Below are 8282 nucleotides of genomic sequence, written 5' to 3' on the forward strand. Positions count from 1 at the left end.
AATGAAGATGAACGACAGAGAAGCGGAGCTGGCAAGACTGATGTTTGTCTTTTCCTGCTTCACAGGCTTGGCTATCTCAGACATGGAGAATTTAGAAAACAAGCATATCCAAACGACAGCGGACGGACAGAGGTATATAAGAAAGGAACGTCAGAAGACCAAGGTTGAGTTCATCGTGCCGTTACATCCCATAGCGGAAACCATCATCACTCATTGCCGGAAAGAGCCGGAAAGAAACGAGGTACAGCAGACGGTGAAAGAAAAAGGCGACCACCTTGTTTTTCACCGTGATTGCAGCCGCAGTGTCATGGATGCCAAACTGAGTATTGTGGGAAAGGCTTGTGGTATTCGCCAAAGACTTTCCTTCCACATGGCAAGACATACATTCGGCACGATGAGCCTAAGCGCAGGTATTCCCATTGAGAGCATAGCCAAGATGATGGGGCATACCTCCATATCAAGCACTCAAGTCTATGCGCAGGTGACGGATAGTAAGATTTCGGAGGACATGGACAGGCTTATTGCCAGGTACAAGGCAAAGGACAAAAATACCGTAAATATAGATGTGGAAGCAGCAACGGACACAAAGACAATCCCATTGGTTGTCAATTCAAATGGCAGAAAGGAGGAAACGGCATGAATACAAGCTATAAATCAAAAACAAAGACCAGCACGGAGAATCAGCGCAGCATCTTTGATTGGGGCAGCAATATGCAGATTGTCCATAGGGGAAACGGGGACATTGCCATGACGGAGGGAGAAATTACAAGGTTCTTCGGAGTAACGTGGAGCAAACTCAACCACAGACTGCAAACGATAATAAGATCTTTCAGCCTGCATCCCGAAGAAAGAGTTTCAGACGAGGAAGAAGTCGTTATCAATGGACGGTTCAAAGGTTATGTACCGCTCTATCCACTTCCTATGATTATCGCCTTATCTTTCCTGTTGGACAGCACGGAAGCACATTTGTTCAGAAAGTACGTCTGTCAGAAGTTGCAGAAACCAGCATTCATGATAACACCGATATTCCTGATAGGTAATACTGACAACTAATTATTTGTATTTATTTTCCTTTTTCTTTCACCGACCATATCTTACTACATGACTACAATAAGGGATAATGCGGTGAAAGAAAAAGGATTATTCCGTAGTTGGTTGGAAATTTGATTATTACTACCATGCAACTACAGACAACATTTTTTTTTATATTAAGAGACTTTTGATATTTAATCTATAATTTCAAAGGAATCAATTTCGTCCTCAAAATATTTTAGCAAAATCTCTGTAAATCGACCTGTTAGATACGGAATAATATCATTGCAAGATTTAGTATGATTTTGCCAACATAAGATATGACAACTCATTTCATTTCCGTTATTCGCTAATTTGACTAATCCCTCGTGTCTCCATTGTTCAGAATGAACTAAGACGTCTTCGTTCTCACTTGTTTTCATAACTGACCAAGTTTGTAGTTCATTTTGATTTGCCATCCTGAAAATTTTATTTTCCAAGGTAGAGGCATAACCACTTTGAGTTTTAATTTTAATTTTCATTTTCGTAAACATTTAGTTTATAATTATTTATTATTAATCTATAGTCCGATAATATGCTGAAATATAGTTTCATTACTAATAAGTATGAAGGCATTTCCCGACATTTTACGAAATATTCTATAGCCAGATCCATAAAGTGATACATGGGCATGGAAAAAATTCTCACTTTTAAAAAGGACGGGTATTTTGGAAATTTCTATGATTCCTCCTGTCCTATAATTATAGGTGCTTGCAGGGTAACCATCAAATTCTATTCTCACTTTATAGCCTTTCTTTATTTCATTAATATATCTGTATGGAACAGATATCGTGACGTTTCCTGCATCCACGGCAACAGCCTTGCAGACTACCGTCTCAGGGTAAGGTATAAAGTAGGATGCTGCAAAAAGTCCAATCACTATGATGGCTATCACCAGTATTCCATACCTAACTAACGAGTTAGGCACTTCACTTATGATGTGCCTAACTTTCTCACTCCTCAATTCTATATTATCAACTTCTTTCATAATCTTTTCTATTTTAATTACCCAGTTCAAGTTGATTCTTCACGAGGTTATAGTATGCACCTCGATTTGCTGTAAGTGTTTCGTGGTTGCCAATTTCTACCATCCTGCCTTTATCCAATACCACAATCTGATCAGCATTCTTTACCGTACTTAGTCGGTGTGCCACGATAACCACCGTCTTGCCTTTGTAGAACTCATCAAGATGTTCTACTATCATGCGCTCATTGTTGGCGTCAAGCGAGTTGGTGGCTTCGTCAAGGAAGATATAGTCGGGGTTCTTATATACGGCTCTTGCTATCAAGATACGCTGTTTCTGTCCTTGGCTCAAGCCTACACCATCGCGACCTATCTTGGTGTTGTATTTTAAGGGAAGTCCCATTACATAATCGTGAATACAGGCTATCTCGGCTGCCCTCTGCAAACGCTCCTTGTCTATCTCGCCATCATCTACGGCAATATTCCTCGCTATACTCTCGGAGAATATCACACCGTCTTGCATCACCACACCACATTGTCTGCGCCACCACTTCTTGTTGAGTGTATTTACATCAGTTCCGCCAATAGTTATTCGACCGCCCAATACGGGATAATAGCCTAACATTAGCTTGATGAGCGTTGTCTTACCGCTACCCGACGCTCCGACAATGGCTGTTACTTTGCCTTTAGGGATTGCGAGACTTACATCATCAATGATGGCTTTCAGTGCGTGAGGGTCGTATTTGAAGTTTACGTTTTCAAGGTCTATGCCTTTGTTTTCTTCTTTCACAGAAGTTTCCAATCCTTGCTTTCCGTTCTCATCGTCCATACGGTGGATTTCGTTGATACGTTCAAGGCTTATCTTTACATCTTGCACGGAGTAGAAGAAACTCATCAACTGCTCAACTGGCGAGTTGAGTTGTCCGATGATGTACTGCACTGCGAGCATCATACCCAGTGTGAGTTGCCCGTGGATCACTGCGGTTGCTGCCACCACGGTGATGACGATGTTCTTCAGTTCGTTGATGAATATGCTGCCTGCCTCCTGTGTCTGCTGAAGCTTCAACGATTTCATCTGCACTCCGAAGAGGTCGGCTTGCACATCCTCCCATTCCCAGCGACGGCGCTGTTCGCAGTCTTGGAGTTTTATCTCCTGCATGGAGGTGATAAACTCGTAGGTCTTGTTGTTGTTGATGGCTTGCTGCTCGAAAAGTTCGTAGTCGAGAACCTTTCTGCGCCTTAGGAAGAGCGCAAGCCAACCGCCATAAAGCAGACTGCCGAGCATGAAGATGACGAATATGAGCCAGTTGTATGAAAGCAGCACGATGCTGAACACCACGAAGGTGAAGAGCGAGAACACGATGTTTAAAGTTTGCTGTGTCAGAAACGAGTTCACACGGCTGTGGTCGCCCATGCGCTGCATGAGGTCGCCCATCAGCTTGGTGTCGAAGAACGACATCGGCAGCTTGAGCAGCTTGATGAAGAAGTCGCTCACAAGCGAAATATTGATGCGCATGGAGATATGCAGCAAGAGCCATCGACGGATGAAGTCAATGGCGGTGCGGCTCACCGTGAGCATCAGTTGTCCGAGAAGTATCAGCCAGATAAAACTGATATTCTGATTCTTGATGCCCACATCGACGATGGCCTGTGTGAGGAATGGCAGGATGAGTTGCAAAAGGCTTCCCACCAATAGTCCCAAGACAATCTGACCGAAATACTTGCGGTATTGCTTGATATAACCAAAGAGGAATTTAAACGACCGTTCCTCTTTGGTGCTGTCTTCTATCTTATTTTCGTAAAATGCAGGCATTGGCTCTAAGAACATCGCAATACCTTTTTCCTCACCGCCCGACTGCGTGCTGATCCAGTGTTTCTTAAACTCCTCAAGTTCGTATTTCACAAGTCCTTTTCCGGGGTCTGCAATGTAAAACGTCTTGCTTTTCTTGACTTTGTAGAGTACCACGAAATGGTTTTGATTCCAATGGAGGATGCAAGGGAACGGACTGCCTTGTACAAGTCTTTTTACTCCCAAGCACCCAGCCACAGTGTCAAATCCTATCTTTTTGGCAGCTCTATCAACTCCAAGTAAGGAAATTCCGTTTTTACCAGATGGGCAGTTTCTTCGTATCCGTTCAATATCGGGATGCTGTTTGTAGTATGTGGCTATCATCGCCAAACATGTAGGACCACAGTCCATTGCATCTCTCTGATGACTGAAAATAATTCTTTTCTTGCCCAATGACATCATAAAGTTGGTGTTTCTCTGGAGGTTGAGTTCACTATATTGTTTTTTTGTCGCTTTATCTTCTCGCCAGCGGAGAAGTTCCACGAGACAGACAGTTTCACTCTTGTCAAGGGCGATACATCAATGCGTTTCATTTCTATGTTGCCTGTCTTGAAGGTTATTTCGTTGTCGCTGTGCAAGATGTTGCTTAGCATAAGATTTATGTTCATCCGATTATTGAAGAGTATCGTATAGGCACCCAAATCAACTCCATATCTGGTTCCTGTCCTGTAGCTCAGTCGTTCCCGTGGTGTCTCACCGTTGAAGGAAAGCATCAGGCCGAGGTTCTCCCTCAGTTCCACTTGCTGGTCCAGACTCCATCCGAAGGTAAGTTTTCTGACTTTCAACTCCGGCATGGATTCATAGTTGTGGCTTGTGTATATGAGGTTGTTGGTATTCCAACACTTTAGAAGCCTATTTGTATAGGATACGGAAAGATAGTTCCGCAGCAGTTTTCCCACGTTATCGGGCTGTGTATATACCACTTCGGGATTTTGTTCGTCCTGATGTGCCATGATGTGGATGATGTCCTTTCCTGTTTTCAGTCGATAGGTTACCGTCCAGCGTGGGTTCACGTAATAGTTCAACTCCGCAGTGTGATAACTTTCTACTTTTAGTTTTTGGTTTCCTATGCTGTAGAGTTTTTCGTTCTGATAGATAGCCAGTGGGCTGTAATATCCATAACTGGGCAGCGAATAGTCTTTCTTGTATGCCAGTGTCAGGAATGACTTGTTTTTGGAATTGAGTACAAATTGAAACTGCACGTTAGTATCTACAACCTTAAAATCTACTTCATAGTTGGCTTCAGGATTGAGCCGGTCCTTATACCGCATATTCGTTACGAGATATTCTGCTCCTGCTTGCACATAAATTTTCTTGCCTAACATCCGTCCGTATTCTATCCACGGCGAACTGTCTCCTCCCGATAATCTGAAATCCTGTTTTTTTATTCCTTTGAGCAGTGGGTTGTTAATTCCGGCAGTCTGGTTGTTGTCTGCCACTCTGCTGAATCGGAACCCGCCGCTCAGACTGCTTCCGTCCTTGAAGTTAATTTCCAAATGCGGATCTACCGTTATGTAGTCCAGCTTCTGACCAAGATTGGTGTTGTCTTCCTGATTCCTGAAATAGGTTTCATCGGTATTGGTTTTCTGTCTGGAGTATTCCACCTTTGTCGAGAAGTATGAGCCGTCGCCCACCAGCAATCCCAGCTTGTAGTAAAGGCCGGCATTGATCTCATAGAATTTCATTTCATCGTTGTTCCTGAATCCCACTTGGCCGTTTGTAATATTCACCAAATCTATTTTATCGTTTACGCAGTAGAACCCTCCGTAGAGGTTCAGTGATTGTCTGGAGCTCAATTTATAGGCCAGACCGATGTTCTCCATCAAGGCCGCCTCTTTCTTTTTTGAGTCAGAGTGCCTGTGTTCTGTGTGGTTTGGATAGGTGTCGGTCCTGTCATATCGTGTCCTGTATGTTCCCATTCCCCCCTTGATGTTGTTGTAGAGGGTGAACTTTCCTTTTTGGTACTGTATTGCCGAAGAGAGTCTTAAATCTACCAGTCCCACCTTGTCGGCCTGTATGACGGCTTCGACGTTTCCTATGAGTCCTTCCTGCTCTTTGAGAGTGACCTTGACGATGCCTCCTTTGGCATTCTTCCCATGTGAGATTCTTGCATTTGAGGTAATCTCCACTTTCTTTACCATCGATGCGGGAATAGCCTGCAATTCAGACGTGGAGATGAGCCTGTCGCCGAGGTATATCTGAGTGCCGTCTTTTCCGTTCACCAGAATATCATTGTTGATCACTTGTATGCCTTGAACGTATCTCAGTGCCTCCATGATGTTCTTTCCTTCGGCTATCGGGTTGCCCTGCATCCTGACGCTGAGCACTCCTGATGGTTTCCTCGTGGAATAGGCTCCGAGCACGACCACCTCAGAGAGCTCCGTCTGATTCTCTTCCAGCGTAATCTTCATTTCGCCTTCAGTGGCCCTCTCTTGTCGAGTCGTGTAGCCCACACAGCTGAATACCAGATAAGCAGGGGCTGGAATGCTGTCGAACGCAAACTGTCCGTTCTCGTCTGTGAGCTTTCCTGTGATAAATGTAGAATCCGTAAGATTTCTTACCGTCACGTTAATATACTCCAAGGGTGTCCCGTTTCTATTCACAACGTAGCCAAAAATTCTCTTTTCGCTGCCCTGTCCGTAAACGCTTATCTGTCCCAGTAGGGATAACACGAAGAGCAAAATTATTTTCAATCGCATAGTGATATTATTTTCTGACTTATAAAAGTGTTGATATTTTTGTTAATAAGTTCCTTGCAACAGGAATGATTCGACCGTTCAATTTTTTTCTGTAAGCACGATGTCGCAAACATACAACTGGGTAGAATATTACATTTTAGGCATACTTCATTAATAAAAGGGGCTGGCTCGGTGATATATTTATAATATAATCCATTTGGGAGGAATTTTCCATTTGGGAGAATTTTTCCTATTGAATATTGTTTGTCAAAATCCCTTGCAGTGCATTTATATACAGATAGATCATAGTTTATTACATATTGGTCTGCGTTTTCAGTATAACATGATAAACAGCGATTCCTGAGTATATTATTCGGAATAACATATCCCTTTTTTAGTGCTTCTTGACAAAACTCTTGGATATTTTTACTTAAATCCATTACCTTATCTGATTCTTGCCAAACGATGTGTGGTGATACTTTGATTTTATGCCTAATATGATAATCAAAGTTATCAAGAATAGATGTTAACGTATGTATGTTTTCGGGCGTATAATTGATTCTAAGTTCAATGTTTATGTTTTCTACTTTATCACAAAGTAGATGTATATTTGAAACAATTTTATCGTAAGAATTTTTTATATTATTAGAAAATCTTGTCTTGTTGTGTAATTCTTTACCACCATCTAACGTTATTTGAAATTGCGACAATCCTATTTCATTAATTTTCACTACGTTGTCTTCATTAATAAGGCTTCCGTTAGTTGTCGTCATACTATACAACGTTATATTATTTTTTTTGCACCAAGATATAAGATGTTTTGAAAATGGATAAATAATATTGTTAAAACACAACATCGGCTCTCCACCAAACCAATCAAGGATAATTGCCTTTTTTGATTTTGAGATGGTTTCCTGTTTTATAAATTTCAATATTGAACTTATCCCATCTTTGCTAATTTTAGAGGGCTTGTGATTTTCATAACAATACCAACACTGGAAATTACAATTTAATGTAGGTAATATCGTAATACGTATAGAATCAGAATTATATCTACAATGTAAATTTGCAGCTTTAATCGCATCACTTTCCTCTATCGATTCATCTATTAATACGAAAGCATTTTCAAGATATTGCTTCGTTTCAGAAGGAATAATATCTAAATTTGATGTTGTTAATGCATTATACATCTCTTCGTCAATTTCCAATAATGCTTTGCTAAGTTGATGATATAAATATAATTTCCCATTTTGTCTATGAAAAATTGTATATCTACTTACCTTTATAGCCATATAATTTTAAGTTTTGAGAGAACGAGTGAAAATTGGATTTTTCACTCGTTCCCGCTAGAGTGTTTTTACAAGTGTAATAAATTATGGTCTCTTGATGGGTTTACCATCACCAGTATCTTTATTAGGCTTTAACGGCTTGTCTTCATCACATGAGCAAATTAATCCTTTGTTAGTATTATCGCCATTTCCGTCACAACTGCAATAGACAATAGCTTTGTTGGTGTTGGCCATTAAATCAGTGCCTCCGCATAAATCTATCATCTGTTTTTCTGAAACCTGTTCTCCCTTTTCAAGAATTTTTATAATTTCCATTTCTTTTATTTTTTAGATTATCTAGTCGTCCCTCAAGAACTCGACTTACAACCAGCAAATGGTATTGGATAACACCTTTGTTTCATTAAAGTTGGAATCCACTCCTTGAATACTCC

Annotated in this window: 8 protein-coding genes; 2 read left to right on the forward strand and 6 right to left on the reverse strand. The window is 41.2% G+C overall.

The features are described 5' to 3' along the window. Window positions 1-640, forward strand: a 640-nt coding sequence (locus H515_RS13380) for a site-specific integrase (RefSeq protein WP_036891790.1), incomplete at its 5' end; no start/stop codon positions are given. After that, window positions 637-1053, forward strand: a complete 417-nt coding sequence (locus H515_RS0110030) for a hypothetical protein (protein ID WP_021668629.1) — start codon at window positions 637-639, stop codon at window positions 1051-1053. The genes H515_RS13380 and H515_RS0110030, both read left to right, overlap by 4 nt. 173 nt (window positions 1054-1226) lie before the next feature. Here H515_RS0110030 and H515_RS0110035 read toward each other — a convergent pair whose 3' ends face one another. The 6 genes from H515_RS0110035 to H515_RS0110060 all read right to left on the reverse strand — a co-directional run bounded on the left by H515_RS0110035 (window position 1227) and on the right by H515_RS0110060 (window position 8166). After that, window positions 1227-1553, reverse strand: coding sequence for a hypothetical protein (locus H515_RS0110035; RefSeq protein ID WP_025877951.1), 327 nt, complete (start codon window positions 1551-1553; stop codon window positions 1227-1229). 38 nt (window positions 1554-1591) lie between these two features. Beyond that, window positions 1592-2059 (reverse strand): hypothetical protein, encoded by a 468-nt coding sequence (locus H515_RS0110040; RefSeq protein ID WP_025877949.1) that lies wholly within the window; start codon window positions 2057-2059, stop codon window positions 1592-1594. A 13-nt stretch (window positions 2060-2072) separates the two neighbouring features. Continuing rightward, the gene (locus tag H515_RS0110045) at window positions 2073-4286 is read right to left on the reverse strand and encodes a peptidase domain-containing ABC transporter (protein ID WP_231728370.1); all 2214 of its coding nucleotides are present in this window, start codon (window positions 4284-4286) and stop codon (window positions 2073-2075) included. Further along, complete coding sequence (locus tag H515_RS0110050; protein ID WP_021670370.1) at window positions 4283-6583, reverse strand: outer membrane beta-barrel protein; 2301 nt, start codon at window positions 6581-6583, stop codon at window positions 4283-4285. Before H515_RS0110050 ends, H515_RS0110045 begins: the two co-directional genes overlap by 4 nt. After that, window positions 6574-7854 carry a radical SAM protein gene (locus tag H515_RS0110055; protein WP_021670371.1) on the reverse strand — a complete coding sequence of 427 codons (1281 nt, stop codon included), beginning with the start codon at window positions 7852-7854 and terminating at the stop codon, window positions 6574-6576. Before H515_RS0110055 ends, H515_RS0110050 begins: the two co-directional genes overlap by 10 nt. Before the next feature lie 81 nt (window positions 7855-7935). Beyond that, a complete protein-coding gene (locus H515_RS0110060; RefSeq protein WP_021670372.1) occupies window positions 7936-8166 on the reverse strand; it encodes a hypothetical protein in 231 nt (76 codons plus the stop codon). Between the last annotated feature and the right edge of the window lie 116 nt (window positions 8167-8282).

It is taken from the genome of Prevotella corporis DSM 18810 = JCM 8529 (assembly GCF_000430525.1).
Lineage (GTDB): Bacteria > Bacteroidota > Bacteroidia > Bacteroidales > Bacteroidaceae > Prevotella > Prevotella corporis.